The sequence below is a fragment of the Arthrobacter sp. W4I7 genome, from assembly GCF_030816215.1.
GTDB classification, from domain to species: Bacteria; Actinomycetota; Actinomycetes; order Actinomycetales; family Micrococcaceae; genus Arthrobacter; species Arthrobacter siccitolerans_A.
The window spans coordinates 3,148,584-3,166,209 of record NZ_JAUSXU010000001.1 but is presented as its reverse complement, the minus strand read 5'-3'; the positions used below and the strand labels follow the sequence as shown (position 1 = coordinate 3,166,209).

At 66.6% G+C, this 17,626-nt stretch carries 13 protein-coding genes and 1 pseudogene; 6 read left to right on the top strand and 8 right to left on the bottom strand.

Annotated elements, in window-relative coordinates:
- Positions 1-114 precede the first annotated feature (114 nt).
- From QF047_RS14335 to QF047_RS14325, 3 genes are all read right to left on the bottom strand, one after another.
- The gene (locus QF047_RS14335; protein ID WP_307278253.1) at positions 115-1,542 is read right to left on the bottom strand and encodes a class II fumarate hydratase; all 1,428 of its coding nucleotides are present in this window, start codon (positions 1,540-1,542) and stop codon (positions 115-117) included.
- A 76-nt stretch (positions 1,543-1,618) separates the two neighbouring features.
- Positions 1,619-2,233, bottom strand: coding sequence for a carbonic anhydrase (locus QF047_RS14330; RefSeq protein ID WP_306638691.1), 615 nt, complete (start codon positions 2,231-2,233; stop codon positions 1,619-1,621).
- A gap of 10 nt (positions 2,234-2,243) precedes the next feature.
- A complete protein-coding gene (locus QF047_RS14325) occupies positions 2,244-2,948 on the bottom strand; it encodes a DUF4245 domain-containing protein (protein WP_307281959.1) in 705 nt (234 codons plus the stop codon).
- Between the two features lie 235 nt (positions 2,949-3,183).
- On the opposite strand from QF047_RS14325, the gene glpX reads away from it, so the two are divergent.
- Both glpX and QF047_RS14315 read left to right on the top strand, forming a co-directional pair.
- Positions 3,184-4,206 carry a class II fructose-bisphosphatase gene (glpX, locus tag QF047_RS14320; RefSeq protein ID WP_200833416.1) on the top strand — a complete coding sequence of 341 codons (1,023 nt, stop codon included), beginning with the start codon at positions 3,184-3,186 and terminating at the stop codon, positions 4,204-4,206.
- A gap of 85 nt (positions 4,207-4,291) precedes the next feature.
- Positions 4,292-5,347 carry a peptidoglycan bridge formation glycyltransferase FemA/FemB family protein gene (locus QF047_RS14315; RefSeq protein WP_307278246.1) on the top strand — a complete coding sequence of 352 codons (1,056 nt, stop codon included), beginning with the start codon at positions 4,292-4,294 and terminating at the stop codon, positions 5,345-5,347.
- Between the two features lie 65 nt (positions 5,348-5,412).
- On the opposite strand, the gene manA is transcribed toward QF047_RS14315, so the two are convergent.
- Genes manA through QF047_RS14295 form a run of 4 tightly spaced genes read right to left on the bottom strand, consistent with a single transcriptional unit; the run spans position 5,413 to position 10,108 of the window.
- Positions 5,413-6,684, bottom strand: a complete 1,272-nt coding sequence (gene manA / locus QF047_RS14310) for a mannose-6-phosphate isomerase, class I (RefSeq protein WP_307278244.1) — start codon at positions 6,682-6,684, stop codon at positions 5,413-5,415.
- Between the two features lie 34 nt (positions 6,685-6,718).
- A complete protein-coding gene (locus QF047_RS14305) occupies positions 6,719-8,368 on the bottom strand; it encodes an LCP family protein (protein ID WP_307278241.1) in 1,650 nt (549 codons plus the stop codon).
- A 10-nt stretch (positions 8,369-8,378) separates the two neighbouring features.
- On the bottom strand, positions 8,379-8,963 hold the full coding sequence (gene purE / locus QF047_RS14300; RefSeq protein ID WP_306638697.1) for a 5-(carboxyamino)imidazole ribonucleotide mutase: 585 nt from the start codon (positions 8,961-8,963) through the stop codon (positions 8,379-8,381).
- The gene (locus tag QF047_RS14295; RefSeq protein WP_306639285.1) at positions 8,960-10,108 is read right to left on the bottom strand and encodes a 5-(carboxyamino)imidazole ribonucleotide synthase; all 1,149 of its coding nucleotides are present in this window, start codon (positions 10,106-10,108) and stop codon (positions 8,960-8,962) included. Before QF047_RS14295 ends, purE begins: the two co-directional genes overlap by 4 nt.
- Positions 10,109-10,330: 222 nt before the next feature.
- Between QF047_RS14295 and QF047_RS14290 the strand changes: the two genes are divergently transcribed.
- Entirely contained in the window at positions 10,331-10,906 is a 576-nt protein-coding gene (locus QF047_RS14290) for a GtrA family protein (protein WP_306638698.1), read from the top strand.
- An 82-nt stretch (positions 10,907-10,988) separates the two neighbouring features.
- On the opposite strand, the gene QF047_RS14285 is transcribed toward QF047_RS14290, so the two are convergent.
- Positions 10,989-11,687: a TIGR03089 family protein gene (locus QF047_RS14285; RefSeq protein ID WP_307278236.1), complete on the bottom strand. Its 699-nt coding sequence runs from the start codon at positions 11,685-11,687 to the stop codon at positions 10,989-10,991.
- Between the two features lie 391 nt (positions 11,688-12,078).
- Here QF047_RS14285 and QF047_RS14280 point away from each other — a divergent pair.
- From QF047_RS14280 to QF047_RS14270, 3 genes and pseudogenes are all read left to right on the top strand, one after another.
- Positions 12,079-12,613: pseudogene (locus tag QF047_RS14280) on the top strand (WhiB family transcriptional regulator).
- A 29-nt stretch (positions 12,614-12,642) separates the two neighbouring features.
- Positions 12,643-15,972, top strand: coding sequence for a glycosyltransferase family 2 protein (locus tag QF047_RS14275; RefSeq protein ID WP_373427769.1), 3,330 nt, complete (start codon positions 12,643-12,645; stop codon positions 15,970-15,972).
- Positions 15,965-17,626: a DUF5719 family protein gene (locus tag QF047_RS14270; RefSeq protein ID WP_307278233.1), complete on the top strand. Its 1,662-nt coding sequence runs from the start codon at positions 15,965-15,967 to the stop codon at positions 17,624-17,626. The genes QF047_RS14275 and QF047_RS14270 overlap by 8 nt, the downstream gene beginning before the upstream one ends.

Here is a 17,626-nt window from a genome sequence, read left to right as displayed (position 1 = left end):
TCGGTCCCCGAACTTGCGGGGAGGAGGTGAGGGCAGGCAGCAGCACGACGACGGCCGGCACCTTTCGTGTGAAAGGTACCGGCCGTCGTCGAACTTGGGCGGTTAGTGCCGGGGCTAGGCCTTGTGGGCCGGGGCCGTCATCGTGGTGACATCAAGGGCCTTGTCGAGGTCGGCCTCGGAGACCTTGCCTTCGCCTTCACCGACGAAGCCCAGCTTCTCCGTGGCCTGGCGGACGGTGAGGCCCTCAGCCACAGCGGTCTTGGCGATCTTGGCCGCGTTCTCGTACCCGATGTACTTGTTCAGCGGGGTGACGATGGACGGTGATGCCTCGGCCAGGAAGCGGGCCCGCTCCACGTTTGCCGTGATGCCGTCGATCATCTTGTCCGCCATGACGCGGCTGGTGTTGGCCAGCAGGCGGATGGACTCGAGCAGGTTGGAGGCCATGACGGGGATGCCAACGTTCAGTTCGAAGGCGCCGTTGGTGCCGGACCACGCGATGGCGGTGTCGTTGCCGATGACCTGGGCGGCCACCATGATGGACGCCTCGCAGATGACCGGGTTGACCTTGCCGGGCATGATCGAGGAGCCGGGCTGCAGGTCCGGGATGGCGATCTCGCCCAGTCCCGTGTTGGGGCCCGAACCCATCCAGCGGAGATCGTTGTTGATCTTCATGAACGAGATGGCAATGTTGCGCAGCTGGCTGGAGGCTTCAATGAGGCCGTCGCGGTTGGCCTGGGCCTCGAAGTGGTCGCGCGCCTCGGTCAGCGGGAGGCCGGTGTCGGTGGCGAGCAGTTCGATCACGCGCTCCGGGAAGCCGGCCGGAGTGTTGATGCCGGTGCCCACGGCCGTGCCGCCGAGCGGAACTTCGGCAACCCGGGGGAGTGAGGCGTTGATGCGCTCGATGCCGTAGCGGACCTGCGCGGCGTAGCCGCCGAACTCCTGGCCGAGCATTACCGGCGTGGCATCCATGAGGTGGGTGCGGCCGGACTTCACGACGTCCTTGAACTCCACGGCCTTGCGCTCCAGCGACTCGGCCAGGTAGCCGAGGGCCGGGATGAGGTCGTTGATCAGGGCCGACGTGGCAGCGACGTGCACCGACGTGGGGAAGACGTCGTTGGAGGACTGCGAGGCGTTCACATGGTCGTTCGGGTGGACAACCTTGTCGCTGCCCGCAGCCTTCAGGGCACGCGAGGCGAGCTCGGCGATGACCTCGTTCGTGTTCATGTTCGAGGACGTGCCGGAGCCCGTCTGGAAGACGTCGATGGGGAAGTCGCCGTCGTACTTTCCGGCAGCCACCTCATCCGCTGCGTCTGCGATGGCCTTGGCAAGCTCGCCATCGAGCACACCCAGTTCAGCGTTGGCCTGGGCGGCAGCTTTCTTGACCCGGGCCAGTGCTTCAATATGCGCACGTTCCAGGGTCTTGCCGGAGATGGGGAAGTTCTCCACTGCCCGCTGCGTCTGCGCGCGGTACAGTGCGTTCACGGGGACGCGGACTTCGCCCATCGTGTCATGTTCAATGCGGAACTCTTCAGTGGAAGTCATGGGGCTAGCTTAGGGCGATCCGGCATCCCATCGAAAACCGTGAAGAGCATGCTACGGGCGGGTTTTTGCCCGTGCCCTAGAGCTCGCCGATCCCGGAAACCACGTTGGCGCGGCCCTCCGCGAGGCTGTACGAGAGGCCTATAACGGCGGTGCGTCCGCTTTCAATTGCGTCCGAAATCACACGGGAGCTGTCCACCAGCCGCTGGGACGTCTGCTTGACGTGCTCCACCACCATGTCATTGACCTCATGCTTTTCCTGGCGCATGGAGGTGAGGACCGACGGCGTGATGCGCTCCACCAGGTCACGGATGAAGCCCGGCGGCATCTCGCCGGTGTCAACCGCGTCCTTGGTGGCGCTGACGGCCCCGCAGCTGTCATGGCCCAGGATGGCGATCAGCGGCACCCCGAGCACGCCCACGCTGTACTCCAGCGAGCCGAGGACGGCGTCGTCAATGACCTGTCCTGCCGTGCGCACCACAAAGACGTCACCGAGGCCGACGTCGAAAATGATTTCCGCGGCGAGCCGTGAGTCCGAGCAGCCGAAAATCACGGCGAAGGGGTGCTGGTTCTCCACAAGCGAGGACCTGCGTGAGGAGTCCTGGTTCGGGTGGGAGGATTCACCGGCGACGAAGCGTTCGTTTCCTTCACGCATCCGGCGCCAGGCAAGGGCAGGAGTCAGGTAGGTAGTCACCCTCCTTACTTTATGGGGCAGGAGTGGGCGAGGGTGAAACTGTGACGGCGGGATTGCTGTCCAGGGACTTCACGACGGCGTCTGCCAGGGTGGCGAATTCGTCCAGTGAGGCGGCTCCGGAGAGGATGACAGTGGTTCCGCGGTACTCCAGCACCATTGATTTTTCGCCCTTGCCCGTGTCGCGGAGTTCCCATTCCCGGCCGCCGGCGTTGCGGGTTCCGGTGACGGGTGCGTTCCGGGTCTGCTGGAGGAGCCAGGTGGGGTTTGCGTTGCGGGTCTGGACGAGTCCAATGAAGGACTCCTTGGGCGTGATGTAGCCGACCTCCCAGGCAGGCACTCCGCTTGCCGTGCCGGCAGGCACTCCGCTTGCCGTGCCGGCTTCCCACCTGGCGTAGTTCGGCCGGAAGGCGTTGCCGGTATCCGGCGCCACCGGTGTGAATCCGGCCACATCTGTTGCGTTCCGGGCTGCGGCGCTGACGTCGATATCAGGCCGGTAGCCGTCGCTGTTGGGGGACGGGTTCATCAGGACAATGGGCAGGAACGCCGCGATGCTGACCGCAAGTGCAATGATCATGCCGATCACCGAGGCGTTGGCCCGCTTGGCCGCAGCAGCCGGAATTACAGGCTTAACCGGGGCCGGCCCGCCGGCTGCGGCGGTTCCGCTGTTGCTTCCGGATCCGGCTGGTTCGGGGGTGGGGCTGGTCTTTTCCTGCATTTCGCTCACCCCTCCATAGTCCCCCATCCCGGTACACAACTCACACTCGCCCATGCGGCGGCGGACCGCCGCTTCCGGCAGGACGAACGGGCACATTGCGGCGCCGCGTCATGCCGCAGCCCGAAGGCGGCGCCGCGACTATGATCGATATCAGAGGAATCACCGCTCAGCTGTTCCGGCGGAGCGGGTTCAATGATCGCCACTCGAAGAAGAGGTTCACGTGTCACCAGCGTCCATGACCCAGAAATACTCCACGATCTCCCCGTCCCTGGCAGTGGGACATGACGAGCCGGACCGCAACCTTGCCCTCGAGCTCGTCCGCGTCACCGAGGCAGCAGCCATCGCCGGAGGACACTGGGTTGGCTTCGGCGACAAGAACACGGCCGACGGCGCCGCCGTCGACGCCATGCGCTCGTTCCTCCAGACCGTCCACTTCAACGGCGTAGTGGTCATCGGCGAAGGCGAAAAAGACGAAGCCCCGATGCTCTTCAACGGCGAGCGGGTGGGTGACGGCACCGGACCCGAGTGCGACGTCGCCGTCGACCCCATCGACGGAACCAGGCTGACCGCCCTCGGCATCAACAACGCCCTTGCCGTGCTGGCAGTGGCCGAACGCGGCTCCATGTTCGACCCCTCAGCGGTGTTCTACATGGAGAAACTCGTCACCGGCCCGGAAGCTGCGGACATGGTGGACCTCCGCCTGCCCGTGAAGCAGAACCTGCACCTGATCGCCAAGGCCAAGGGCGTGAAGGTCAACCAGCTCAACGTGATGATCCTTGACCGCGACCGGCACCGTCCGCTCGTGGAGGAAATCCGTGAAGCCGGCGCCCGCACCAAGTTCATTATGGACGGGGACGTTGCCGGGGCCATCGCCGCAGCACGTTCCGGCACCGGCGTTGACGCGCTGATGGGTATCGGCGGCACGCCCGAAGGCATCGTCGCGGCCTGCGCCATCAAGTCCCTGGGCGGCGTGATCCAGGGCCGCCTCTGGCCCACCAGCGACGAGGAAAAGCAGAAGGCGATCGACGCCGGCCACGACCTCGAGCGGGTCCTCTCCACGAACGACCTCGTCTCCAGCGACAACTGCTACTTTGCTGCTACCGGCATCACCGACGGCGACCTACTCAAGGGCGTCCGGTACTCCAAGGACAAGGTCCTCACCCAGTCCATCGTGATGCGTTCCAAGTCCGGCACCATCCGTTTTGTGGACGGCGAGCACCAGGCCAGCAAGTGGGAAGGGTACGCCCGCAAGAGCTGATCCCCTGCCTGCCTGACACCGATCCCCGGGGCGCCAGCGTGCTCCGGGGATTTGGCGTTTCAGGCCTTGGTATAGGGTTGAAGCCATGATTCCTGCTGTTGTGCCCTGTACTGACCGCGCCCTCTGGGACGAATACGTTGACCGGTTTCAGGGACATCCGCAGCAGCTGTGGGGCTGGGGCGAGACCAAAGCGATGCACGGCTGGTCCGTGGAACGGGTGCTGGTCAACGACGCCGGCAAGACCGTCGGTTGTGCCCAGTTGCTGGTCCGCCGGCTCCCGTTCCCCTTCCGCGCCCTGGTCTACATTCCCCGCGGCCCGATGTGTTCAGTGGAAGACGCCGCGGCCGTCCTGGCCGGCCTGGCGGACCATGCGGCCGTCCGCCACCGCGGAGTGGCGCTGAGCATCGAACCGGATTGGGACGCGGACTCCGCCTTCGCCGGTGCCGTGGCCGCCGCCGGTTTCCGGGCCACCACCAATACCGTGCTGATTCCGCGGACGCTGATCCTGGACCTAACCAGGACGGACGATGAACTGATGGCGGAAATGTCCAAGTCCACCCGGGCGAACATCCGCAAGGCCATGCGCAGCGACGTCGAGTTCCGCAAGGTCAAGAATGACGCCGAGCTCGACCAAGTGCTTGCGATCTATCACGAGACCGCTGAGCGTGCCGGCTTCGGCATCCATGAAGACCAGTACTACCGCGACATCTTCAAGAACATGGGGGACGGGTCACCGATCATCGCCGCGTTCGACGGCGAACAGATGCTGGCCTTCGTCTGGCTGGCCAGGAGCGGGGCCACCGCCTTCGAACTCTATGGAGGCGTCTCGGCTGTTGGACAGAAGCAGCGGGTGAACTACGGCGTGAAATGGGCCGCCCTGCAGGCCATGCGCGAAGACGGATGCTCCCGCTACGACTTCAACGGCCTCCTCAACGACGGCATCTCCGACTTCAAGAAGCAGTTCGCCAAGCACGAAAACATGCTCCTTGGAACTTGGGAAAAACCGCTCTCGCCGTTCTACCCCGCGTACGCCCAGGCCATGCCCCTGGCCCGCCGCGGACTCCAGCAGGGGCGGCGGCTCCTGAAGACCGCCGCCGGCCGCCTTCGGCCACTGATCCGGAAGCTCCGCCCGGGCAACTGACCAGGTAAGCCAGGTCAAAGGGCGACGGCGGCACCCGCTTGGGTGCCGCCGTCGCCCTTTTGCTGTTACCGACCGCGGGTTGCAGCCTGCGGCAAGCCGGTAGTCACTGCGAACGCCAGCGCCGGTTCGGTGCTGCCCGCCACGGGATGAACGTTGACGGGCGCCTCGGCCGCCGCCAGGAAGGCGCTGCCGCCGCGTGAGAGTTGCAGGTCTCCCTTAGGGGAATCCAGGTAGATGTCCCCGGCCACCACAATCACCACTGCGGCGCCGGACTGTGCCAGCGGAACGGGGCCGGCGTCCGGGGCGAGCTCGATCCGCTGGAGCTGGAATTCCTCGAAGGGCGGCCGGAACAGCTCCTGGTCCATCACGGTCCGCTCGGCCGGAAGCATCGGCACGGCGACAGGCTGGAAGTCGATGGTCCGCAGCAGTTCCGGGACGTCCACGAATTTCGGCGTAAGCCCGCCGCGCAGCACGTTGTCAGAGGACGCCATGACCTCTACGCCGAGCCCGTGAAGGTAGGCATGAACGTTCCCCGCCGGCAGGTAGACCGACTCACCCGGCTCCAGCGAGATGCGGTTGAGCAGCAGTGAGATCAGCACTCCGGGGTCACCCGGGTATTTCTCGTTGAGGCTGATCACCGTGGCCAGCTCAGTTTCGTACGGTGCCAGCGGGGCTCCGGACAGCAGCGCGGCAACCACCAGGGCAGTGTCGCCGGCCACTGACTGGCCGCCCGTGATCAGCCGCTCGAAGGCCGCCCGGAGGCCAGCGCTTTCATCGGCCGCCCCGAGATCCTCAACCAGGGCACCGATCAGCGCGGGCGCCCCACCTTCCACCGCATCAAAAGCGGCCGCAACATGCTGCAGGATTTCCCGGGTTTGCGCTGCCGGGCGGAAACCGCACAGCGCCTCAAACGGCGTCAGGGCGAAAATCATCTCGGGTTTGTGGTTGTCATCCCGGTAATTCCGGTTGGGGGCGTGTGCGGCGAGGCCCTCGGCGTTCTCCCGGGCAAAGCCGGCCCTGGCCTGCTCAAGGCTCGGATGGACCTGCAGGGACAGCGGCTGGGCGGCAGCCAGGATCTTGGCCAGGAAGGGCAGCCGCGGGCCAAAACGCGCTACCGACTCCGCCCCAAGGAAATGCTCGGGATCACGCGAGATCAGAGCGTCCAGGGCAGTGGCCGAGCCGTCCTCCGGAACGCGGGCCACCGAGGGGGAGTCTGGGTGCGCGCCGATCCACAGCTCCGCTTCGGGCCGGCCGGACTCGGTGCGTCCCAGCAGGGCGGCGATCGCCGTCGTCGATCCCCAGGCATAGTCCCGAAGGACGTTCTCAATCTCGTACAAGTCGGTGTCCGTTTCCTAGGTCTGGAGGGTGTGCCTACAAAGGGGCGCACTGGCCGTTAGTGGCGACGAGCTGGCGGATGGCCTCTTCATCGCCCTCGAGCTTGAGCTGGGTCAGCATCTCTTCAGTGATGGGCTCACCGTCCGGGGTGGTGGTCACAGGAGTGAAGTCCGACGGCGCGGGAGACTGTTGCGCCGGGGTCCCGCCGGCGGGCGTCAACGCTGCGGGGGAGCGGAGCGCGGCAGCCTGCAGGTGTCCGCCGCCGGTCGGAGCCGCCACCAAGGCGTCATCCGGGAGCCCTGCGGACTGTGCGCCGGACGCAGAGGCCAGGAGCTGGTCCACCCGCTCATGGATAAGGTCGAAGTCAGGAACAGTGGAGAAGGAAGCATCAAAGTCCGGCGGCCCGATGGTGAGCCGCTTGACGTCCTGGCCGCGCGCCTTGATGGCGAGGTCCAGGAAGCTGCCCAGCTGGGCCGAGGAGATGTTGGAATCCACGACCTTGGTTCCGGCGTTCGCGATGTCCTCGAATTTGGACAGCAGGGTGGCGGGATCCAGCTGTTTCAGCATTGCCTGCTGCACGCACTGCTGGCGCTGGATGCGGGAGTAGTCATCCACGTACTCGCGGGACCGGCCGTACCAGAGCGCATGGTCGCCGTCGAGGGTCTGGTCTCCGGCCGGGATCCAACCGATAGGCATGCCGTGGGTCTTGGTGGCCTCATCGAAATAGCCGCTCATGGGCACCCAGCCGCCGGCTTTGATTTTGATTCCGCCCATGGCGTCGATGAGCTTGGAAAAGCCCTCCATGTCCACCAGGACGTAGGCCTGGACGGTAAGGCCCAGCGTTCCGGAGACGGCCTCAAGCGTGGCCTGGGCGCCGGGATCCGCCACGCCCGGATAGAGGTCCGCGTGCTCGTTGGTCACTTCGGTGTTGATGGCGTTGATCAGGCACTCGTCGCCGCAGTTGTAGCCGTCAGGGTAGATGGCCCGCATGGGGGAGTCCGCACTGAACTGGGCGTTCTGGAAGTTCCGTGGGATGGAGATGATGGCTGTCTGGCCGGTCTTGGCGTCCACGCTCAAAACGGAAAGACTGTCGGGGCGCCGTCCGGTGCGGTCATCTCCGGCGTCTCCGCCCATCATCAGGAAGTTGTAGCGGCCTTCCACCGGTTCCATGGCGGGGCCGGCGGAAAAGATGCTGCCGATGGCATTCCGTCCCACGTTGAGCAGGTAGGCAGCATAGCCGAGTGAGCCGCTGCCCAGGACCATTGCCAGCACGAGGGAAATCACGACGGCGGGCCGGGCCGGCGGCGCCAGCAGCACCGGGCGGATGAGCCTCAGGGTGTTGATGAACAGGATTGCCCAGCCGGCCGCCAGTGCCACCATCACGATGATGATGGCGAGCGAGGCGAAGGGATTGGTGATGAGGTTGATGAGCAGGGGCCGGTTGGCCAGCAGCAGGATGACTGCCAGCACCAGTGCTGCCCAGACGCAAAGCGTCACCCGCAGCGCGGCGCGGCCGAGTTTGCGGTCGCCCGCCACGAGCTGGGCGCTGCCGGGAACCAGAAGCGTCATGAGTACAAGCACAAAGCCGCGCTTGGTCCGGACCTGGGGAGAGGCGCTGACCGGGTAGCGCACGGGGTCGGTCAGCGCAGTGTCCGAAGCCGACTGCTGGATGTTGCTGCTGGACATGGCCGCCTTCCTAACGGCTGCCCCGGAGCGTGCCGTTGCCTTCGGCGAAGACCTCGCTGACCTTCTGCCGGAGGTTTGCCCCCTTGCGGGCGGCCACGGCATTGAGGTCTGCGGCGAACTCGATAAGGTCCGCCCGGAGCGAGGCAGCAAGCTCATCAGTGCCTGCTGCCAGCATCCTGACCGCGAGGAGTCCGGCGTTGCGGGCTCCCGCGATGGAAACCGTGGCCACGGGAACGCCCGCGGGCATCTGCACGATGGAAAGCAGGGAGTCCATCCCGTCGAGGGTCTTCAGCGGTACGGGTACCCCGATCACGGGAAGGGGCGTGACGCTGGCCAGCATTCCCGGCAGGTGGGCGGCGCCACCGGCACCTGCGATGATGACCCTCAGCCCGCGCTCGTGCGCCGTCTGTCCGTAGCGGATCATCTCCGTGGGCATACGGTGGGCAGACACAACATCGGCTTCGAACGGGATGCCGAACTCTGCCAGGGCGTCCGCGGCTGCTTCCATCACGGGCCAGTCGGAGTCGGATCCCATCACCAGGCCCACCAGGGGGCTTGCTGCGGAACTCTTGGACGGGGTGGCTGCTGCGCTCATGCGTTCTCCTCGAAAATTGCTGGCGGTTCTTCGGCCGGCACCCGCCCGTCGCGGATGATGCCCGCCACCACTGCGGCACGGCGTCGAACGGACTCAACATCCGCCGTCGACGTCCCCGCCAGGTTCACGTGGCCGATCTTGCGGCCGGGGCGCACGGACTTGCCATAGCAGTGCACCTTGGCGGCCGGTTCGCTGGCAAGAGCCAGCGGGAAAGCGGAAAACAGGTCCTGGTTGTCGCCGCCCAGGAAGTTCTTCATCACCACAACCGGCGCCAGGGCATCCGTGGCGCCCAGGGGCAGATTCAGTACGGCCCGAAGATGCTGTTCAAACTGGCTCGTCACCGAGCCATCCTGCGTCCAGTGTCCGGTGTTGTGCGGCCGCATCGCGAGTTCGTTGATCATAAAGCCGGCCCCTGTACCCGGCGTCTCGAAGAGTTCCACGGCCAGGACGCCGGTGACTCCAAGTTCATTGGCGATCCGCAGGGCCGCGTCCTCTGCGGCCGCAGCAACCTCCACCGGGATATCGAGGGCGGGGGCGATGACTTCGTCGCAGACGCCGTCAACCTGGACAGTGTGCACTACCGGCCAGGCCCGGGCTTCGCCGTCGGGTGTCCGTGCGACCAGCGCGGACAGTTCACGGGTGAATTCCACTTTGGCTTCAGCGAGGAGGGGGCTCATGGCCTCGAACCAGTCGCCGGTGCCGGCGGCTTCTTCCGGGGAGGAGATGATCCGTACACCCTTGCCGTCGTAGCCGCCGCGCGGCGTCTTCAGCACCACGGGCCAGCCGGTCTTCTCACCGAAGCTGACGAGTGCAGCGGCATCGGAAACGGAGGCCCAGGCGGGATTCGGCAGTTCCAGGCGGTCGATAGCAGCGCGCATCACGAGTTTGTCCTGGGCATGGACGAGGGCGTCCGGCCCGGGCTGGACGTTGACCCCGGCTTCCTGCAGCGCCCGGAGGTGGGCAGTGGGAACGTGCTCGTGGTCGAACGTCATCACGTCCAGGCCCTTGGAGAATTCCAGCAGGGTCTGGAAGTCCTTGTAGTCGCCCACGGGCGAGGAGGGCACTGCCGTGACGGCCGAAACGTCGTCACTTTCGGCAAGGACGCGGAGTTCGAAGCCGAGTGCTGTTGCGGCCGGGGCCATCATTCGCGCAAGCTGGCCGCCGCCAACCACACCTATTACTGGAAAAGTCACATGTGCCAGCCTACCGAAAACCGCCCCGTATCCCGCCTTCGGGCCACGGCGGCGGCTTAGTTTTTTGGTGGGCGGGGCGTCAGGTGAAGCAAGTCAGGGGGCTGCCACCCAGCTTCGGGGGCTAAAATGAGCCTTTGGCCGTGTGGCCCATTGTTTCAACGGCCATGGAGGGTCATGTTTAGCGCACTTGCAGATCGCATCCGGGGGCTCGCCTCGCTTTTCTGGCGCGAGGTGGCCAAGTTTGGTGCCGTGGGCGGTGTGGCATTCGTCATCGATAACGGCCTCACCTATTACCTCATGCACGGGCCGATGACGGACAGTGAGGCCAAAGCGCGCTTTGTGGGTGCCTCGGTAGCAACCATCTTTTCCTGGATTGCGAACCGGCTCTGGACCTTCCGGCACCGCCGGCAGGCCAACGTGCTGCGCGAGTTCCTGATGTTCATCCTCATTAACGGCATCGGCATCGGCATCTCCACCGGGTTCACCGCCCTTGCCAAGTACGGGCTCGGCGTGACGGACAAGAACCTGCTGTTCTCCGCCGGAGTTGTGGGCATCCTGGTAGCCACAGTGGTCCGGTTCTTCGCCTACCGGTTCCTCGTGTTCAACCAGGAACTGGACCAGGAGCCCGCATTCTCGCATGACCACGAGCTCATCGAACTCCACCATGCCAAGGATTCCGGTACGGCCACCGCTGTGACAGAGCCGGAGACGGAACCATTTGCCGGGGACACGGCGCAGCCGAAAAAATAGGGGGCGGCCGCCCGAGCAAGAGCGGTAGTCCCGGACAGGGGCGGCAGCTTAAGCAGCAGGGCCGCCGCATGGGAAGCCTTTTTCAGCTCCCATGGATGCGTTCTGCGGCGAGCAGCTTCCCGGCGTCCGCCACATCCGGGTGCGTGATCACCACTGAACCGCCGCCGCGCCAGGCGCCCAGTGCATCGGCCAGGGCCGCCTCAAGCCCGGCGCTGCCCGGGACGTGCAGCCGGACGCCCTCTTCATGGGGCACTGCGAAACTGTCCAAAAGATCCCCGTGGAGGTGCCGGCGCCCGTCGGATGCGACGATGGCGCAGGCCGAAGGATCGGGGTCGGCGTGCTGCATAAAAACGTCCCCGTGGGAGCGCACTTCCGCAGAGTAATCGAGACAGCCGGCCGGAAGTACCCCGTCCCATCGCATCGCGAGGGCCGGCAGCGCAACTGCCACCACGGCGTCGTACTTTCCTGCCACAGCATCCGGTGCGGCGGTGACCAGGTAATCGGCGCCCTCCCCGTTCAGGACAGTCTCAAGGCCGAGTTGCCAGGCGGCCAGCGCCCAGACCAGCGACTTCCAATGCGGAGGAAGGTCCAGCGCCAGCTGCATGCCGGGCCCGGCGTCCAGTTCGTCCTGGAGGAGGTTGCTGGTTTTGGCCACCCAGTTGTCCAGCACCTTTCCGGACAATTCCACCCTCTCCGCGTCAAGGCCGTACCAGGTGAGCCGCGGGGCAGTGGAGTTGCCGGAACGAAGGCTGGTCATCAGGTGGATTGCGGGGATTGTCATGGCTCAATCCTGCCATCCGCTGATCCGCCGGTCATCCGTTGCTTCCCAGCGGCTCCCCGGCCCGCGGCCGGATGTGATACTTATCACTTCCGGTACTAAGCGTGCTTGCTATTTAAGGGCGGAGCGGCTATTTTCCGCGCCGGCACGCGCCTTTTGGCGTTCCTGCCGCCGGATTTCGCTTCTGACGGGGCGACGCCGCGCCGGAGCCGGTGAGAAACGCGGGCGTGGCGTGCGAAACTTCGGAGGCTTTACTGATTATTATCCGGGCAGCGGCTTGACTCACCCTAGTTACACGCGTGTAATTAGATAACTAAAGGCAACTGCGTAAATACCGGCACACAACCGAGTGCCGACGTATCCAGGCAGTAGCTGCAACATCAGGAGGGTCGCCATGGGGCAAGCAGAGCGTATCCAGGAAGATGCCGTCGTGGCCGGTCAGGCGTCGGTGAGATACCGTGCACGGGGGGTGCCGAGCGATTGGTATGTTGACCCGGCCGATCCTGATGCGGCAGAACGGTACAACAGCAACAACAAAGACTTTCTCCAGGACCAGGCAACGGCATTCCTCGCCGCCCCACGAAGCCCTCCTGGACGGCGGCGAGGACCGGGAGGACGAGCTTGACCCGCCAATGGAACTGGCGGCTCCCGGAACATCCCAGCCGGTCTGGATCGGCCTGCCCTTCCAGCCGGACTTTGGCGACGAAGGCGAGCTTGGCTGGCAGACGGACGCCTTGTGCGCCCAAACGGACCCCGAGGCATTCTTCCCTGAGAAGGGCGGATCCACCCGCGATGCAAAAAAAGTGTGCGGTGCCTGCAACGTCCGGTCACAATGCCTGGAGTACGCCCTGGCGAACGACGAACGGTTCGGCATCTGGGGAGGCCTGTCCGAGCGTGAGCGCCGGCGGCTAAGGAAGCGAGCAATCTAATTCATCAGGAAGTCCATGTCACTGCCGTTGTGGTTGCCCACAACGGCAGTGCCTATCTCCCCAGAACCCTGGCCGCACTGGCGGATCAGACCCGGCCGGCAGACTACGTCATCGGGGTCGACGCCGGTTCCCGCGACGATTCGGAGGTCCTCCTGCAGCGGGCCTTGGGTGTGGCGCACGTTGTAAGCCACCGCGGGAAGAGCGGCATGGGCGCGGCGGTAAACGCCGGCCTTGCCCAGCTCGCACCCTTGCGGGGCGACGCCGCCTCTGGCGGCTCGGAGTGGATCTGGCTGCTCCACGACGATGCAGCGCCCGCCCCCGAAGCCTTGGCTGAACTTCTCACCGCCGTTGAACGCGCGCCGTCTGTCACCGTGGCAGGCTGCAAGCAGCTGGACTGGCACGCCGAACGCCAGTTGATCGACGTCGGTCTTTCAACGAGCCGTTGGGCCGAACGGCTGACCCTGATCGATGCCGATGAACTGGACCAGGGGCAATACGACGGCCGCACCGATACCTTTGCCGTGAATTCGGCAGGCATGCTGGTCCGCCGGGACATCTGGGAGCAGCTGGGCGGCTTTGACCCGGCGTTGCCGGGCAGCGGCGACGACGTTGACTTCTGCTGGCGCAACCGGCTCGCGGGACACCGCGTGGTGGTTGTCCCCGCGGCCAGGATGTTCCACGTGGCCCACCGGCCCCATGCGCTGGGGAATGCGGCTGCAGCGCGAAAGGCGCAGGTCCATCTGCGCCTGAAGCATGCACCGCTGTGGATGGTGCCGGTCCACGCGGCGGCCGCCCTGCTGGGAAGCATCTTCAAGTTCGTGCTGAGTATTGCCGTCAAGGATCCCGGGCACGGCATTACTCAACTCGTTTCGACGTTTTCTGCGCTGGGCAGGCCCCGCTCGGTTATCAAGGCCAGGCGGACCGCCCGGAAGACGCGCAGGATCAGGCGTTCCGTCATCCGCAAGCTGCAGACACCGCGGCGGGAGGTCTGGAGCCACCGGCGTTCGCTGATGGAAGCCCTGGGCTCGGATACCAACTCGGTTGACGACCTCGAACACGACCCCCTGGCGCATCAGCCCAGCGGTGACGCTTCTGACGACTTTGCCGCGCTGGCCACCAGTAAACGCGGCTGGATAGGTAACGGGGCGCTGGCCGCCGTCATCATCTCCTCCGTCACGTCGCTGCTGGGACTGACCGGAATCTTCGGAGCCCCAGCAGTATCCGGCGGCGCACTGATTCCGGTGGCCGCGGAGCTGGGTGACATCTGGCACCACGCGTCCAGCTGGTGGATCTCGTTGGGCGCCGGACTCCCGGGCCGCGGGGACCCCTTCGGCTACGTCCTCTGGATCCTGGGGGTGCTGGGCGGCGGCGACGCCAATGCGGCCATGGCCTGGCTGCTCCTGCTCAGCACGCCGCTGTCCGGCCTGACAGCCTGGTTTGCTTCCGGCGGACTGACTGTCCGCCGTCGGCTCCGCCTGGCGGCAGCGCTCTTCTGGGCCGCTGCCCCGGCCCTGCAGGTGGCCCTGAACCAGGGCCGGCCCGGGGCCCTCATCGCCCACATCATGATTCCCCTGCTGGCCCTTGCCCTGCTGCGGGCTACCGGCTCGGCGGTGGGCCAGGGCCGCTTCGAGGCGCCGGCGCAGGGCGACCGCCGCTTCACCGACAAGCCGCCGGTCAAGCCCGGGATCAACGGGATGCCGTCCTGGACAGCGGCCGCGGCGGCAGGCCTGGCCATGGCGGTAGTGACAGCTTCGGCGCCCTCCCTGCTGATTCCGGCCACCGTGGTGATATTTCTGTGCGGGCTCCTCCTGCGGCGCCGCGGGCGCACTGTGTGGTGGGCGCTGCTGCCCACCGCCGCCCTGTTCATCCCCTTCGGCCTGTCCACCCTCGACAGGCCCCGGGCCGTGCTGGCCGATCCCGGCGTGCCGCTGGCCTTCGACGCAGCTCCGTTGTGGCAGCAGCTCCTCGGCCAGCCGCTTGAGTTCGGCCAGGGAAGCGGCCTTTCCGGGCTTCCCTATTTCGCCGGCGGCACCCTGCCCTGGGCAGTGGTGCTTGCTTTCCTGGTAGCCGGCCCGGTCCTGCTCCTGGCCGTCGCTGGCATCTGGCTGCCAGGCCAGCGGACCGGAATTGCCAGGGGCCTGTGGATTGTTGCCACCATTGCTCTGGCCGGAGGCTGGACTGCCGGGCAGGTCGCCGCCGGCATCAACGCCAACATCATGGTCACTCCCTTCCCCGGGCCGGCTGTTTCTGCAGCAGCCTTTGCCCTTCTTGGCGCCGGCCTGCTGGGGGCGGAGCAGCTCCTCCATCGTGCGGACCGGGCGGCAGCAGGAGGCGCGAAGCACAAGCTCGCACTGCGGTCCGCCGCAGCATTGGGCATGGCGCTCCTCGTCGTTGGGCCCTTGGCCGGCATGGCGGCCTGGTCGGCGCAAAACCTCCTTCGTACCACCCCCGCAACAGCGCAGGTGCCTGCCGACCCTGGCCTGCCGTTGGGCACACCCCGCCTGGTGGAAGCCGCCGGCCAGCGCATCCTGCCGGCCACGGCCATCGACCGGGGGACCGGGCCTGAACAGACGCGCACGCTGTTGATCAGCACCCGCGATGACGGCACCTATGACGCCTCGTTGATGCGTGGTGCGGGCACCACACTCGACAGCCTCTCGGCCATCGCCTCGGCGCGAAACATCCTGGGCACCCCGGGCTCCGAAACAGTCCGCGACGACGACGCGGTCACCGCCGCGGTCCGCCGGGTAGTCGCCACCCTCGTTGCAGGCCAGGGCGTGGACCCCCGGACCGACCTGGAGCAGCTGGGCGCCGGCTTTGTGGTGCTGCGGGCGGCCGATACCGCGGCGCAGCTGACCGCAAGCAGGATGGACGCGGTGCCGGGCCTCATTGCTGTGGGGCAGACCGACGTCGGCTGGCTCTGGCGCATCACCCCGCTGAACCAGCCGGCACTGCAGCCGGCAGACATCACGCACCGGGTGCGGATCGTCGACGGCAGCGGCGCCGCGATCGGCCTGGTACCTTCGGGCTACGACGACGTCGATGCCGCAATTCCCGAGGGTCCGGAGGGCCGCCTCGTGGTGCTCGCGGAACGGGCGGACCCCGGCTGGACCGCGTGGCTGGACGGCCGGAAGCTGACCGCAACCACGTCCGGGTGGTCCCAGGCATTCACCCTTCCGCCCTCGGCCGGCCACCTGACGGTGCGGTACGAAAACCCAGGCGCCCTGTGGGCCGGAATCGGCCAGGCCGCTGTCATCGGGCTCACGGTGATGCTGGCCGTCCCCATGCCGGCCCGGCGCCAGCGAACCGGCCTTTCACGGGATGAAGGCTCCCTGCGTAAGGAACACCAGAATGCATAACGACTCTGTCTCCCCGCCAGCACCGCAGGCCGTACCTGCCAGCGGGGAACAAACCCAGGAGAGCGCCGTCCCGGCAAAGCGCCTTGGGAACGGCCGGAAAGCCCTCGTGGCAGGCCTCGCGTCCGCGGCGGTCATTATGGCCGGCGCGGGAGCCGTGGTTGCGGCCGGGTCCCTCCTTCCGCAGGCCGAATCCAGCCGCAGCGTCCTTGCGGGGGTGTCCGCGGTTCCGGCCGGAAGCAGCGTGGGAGTCTGTCCCGGGCCCGCCCGCCTGCTGGAAGGCACGGAAGCAGGCACTGACCCGCAGTTCAGCCCGGAGTCAGAGACGGCCGCCAGTTCCCTCACGGGGGCCGTGCTCAGCGCCGGCGGCGTCCTGCCGGCAAGCCGCCTCACGGAACTCAACGGCAGGACTACCGTCGATATCGCCAAAGCGCCCGGCCAGCCTGCACCCACCGGTGCTCCCCAGGAACTCCTGGCAGGGGTGGTGGCGGGCCGGCCGGTGAATCAGGTGCGTGTGCTCAGCGCAGATGCCGCAGCCAACCAGAAGGCCTCCGCTGCGGCAGCCATGAAGTTCACAGCAACAGACGGCGACCTGCAGGGCACAGCGGCCGCCAGCTGCCAACAGCCGTCCAACGACCAATGGCTTGCCGGTGCCAGTACCACCGTGGGCCGCACGTCCGTGCTGATGCTCGCCAACGCTTCCACGACCCCGGCCACGGTGAGCCTGGAGCTGTTCGGCTCCAGTGGACAGATTCAGGCGCCGGGAAGCCGCGGCCTGCTTGTTGCCCCCGGTACTTCCCGGCCGGTGGTACTGGCCGGCCTCGCCCCGGGTGAATCACAACTAAGTGTGCACGTACGCAGCGCGGGTGGCCCCGTGGCAGCGGTCATCCAGCAAAGTGTCCTCCGGGGACTCACCCCGGGAGGCGTTGACTTCATTGCCCCCGGCGCCGCACCGGCCGTCCGCCAGGTGATGACCGGCGTCGACATCCAGGACGCCGGCCAGGTTGCGTCGCTGACGGTAAAGTCCGGATACGAGGACGCCGGGCCGGCCCTGCAGATCACCGTGCCAGGCCCCTCCGACGCCGTAGTGGAGGTCAAGCTTTACGGGCGGGACGGCCAGAAGGCCCTGCCCTCCGGAGGCGTCATCACCGCAAAAGCGGGGGCGGTCACGGAGATTCCGCTGGCAGGTGTCCCGGCCGGCCACTACACAGTTGCGGCATCATCTGATGTCACGTTCGTGGCCGCCGCGCGGGTGACCCGTGGCCTCCAGGACAGCAGGGCGGTGGATGTGGCGTGGGCGCCATCCGGGGTGAGGCTGGGCAGCCAGCACGTGGTCCCGGTTCCGCCGGGTGGGCAGCGCACCCTGGTTTTTGGTGCCTTGGAGAACCGGGCCACTATCACCTATGCAGCCATCACGGCGGACGGCAAAGTCAAGGCGCCGTCCACGGCGGACATCGCCGGCGGAACGACGGCGTCCATCACGATTCCGGAAAAGGCTGACGGTTCCGACGTCGTCGGCTATGTGGTCTCGGCATCGGGGGACGCTGCCTACGGTGCCCTGCTGCTGCAGCAGGACGGCAGGGACGACATCTCGTCGCTGGCTTTCCTGCCGGCAGCTGCCGGACAGGAAACAGTACCGGTGACGCTCAGCTACTGA